Origin of the sequence: Nonomuraea mangrovi (assembly GCF_042681425.1) — a bacterium.
GTDB classification, from domain to species: Bacteria; Actinomycetota; Actinomycetes; order Streptosporangiales; family Streptosporangiaceae; genus Nonomuraea; species Nonomuraea mangrovi.
In genome coordinates this window covers 1-612 of sequence record NZ_JBHUFV010000124.1, presented here as the reverse complement: position 1 = coordinate 612, position 612 = coordinate 1, and the positions used below count along the sequence as shown (strand labels likewise).

General features: G+C 69.4%; 1 protein-coding gene. It reads left to right on the top strand.

Annotated features, from left to right (window positions below):
* Positions 1 to 612: serine hydrolase domain-containing protein (locus ACFSKW_RS54800; RefSeq protein WP_379583868.1), on the top strand; the 612-nt coding region annotated here is incomplete at both ends.

The following is a 612-nucleotide window of genomic DNA, read 5'->3' as shown; positions in this document are numbered from 1 at the left end:
GTCGAAGCCTCCCTCCGCGAGCAGATCGCCGCCTCCTGCGAGGCCAACGGCGTCCCCGGGTTCGTCGCCGGCGTCCACCACGCCGGCGAGCAGATCGTCGTCGCCCACGGCACCGCCAACCTCGCCACCGGCGCGCCGATGCTCGAAGACACCGGATTCCTGTTCGGCTCCGTCACCAAGGTCCTGACCACCACCCTGGTCCTGCAGCAGGTCGACCGCGGCCTGCTGGACCTCGACACCCCGGTCGTGAAGTACCTGCCCGACTTCGCGCTGACCGCGCCGGACGCCGCGGACAAGATCCTGGTCCGGCACCTGATCTCCCACACCAACGGCATCGACGCGGACCTGTACTTCCCCGACGACAAGGGCCGCGACGCCCTGAAGGCCTACGTCAACGGCCTGGCCAACAGCTGCGGCACCCTGTTCGAACCCGGCGAGCAGCTCAGCTACTCCAACGGCGGCATGATCGTCGCCGGCCGCCTGCTGGAAGTGGTGACCGGCCTGTCCTTCCCCGACCTGCTCGCACGCGACATCTACGCACCCGTCGGCATGAAGGACTCCAGCACCTCCGCCGAGCAGGCCATCCTGCGCAGCACGGCGGTCGGCCACTTC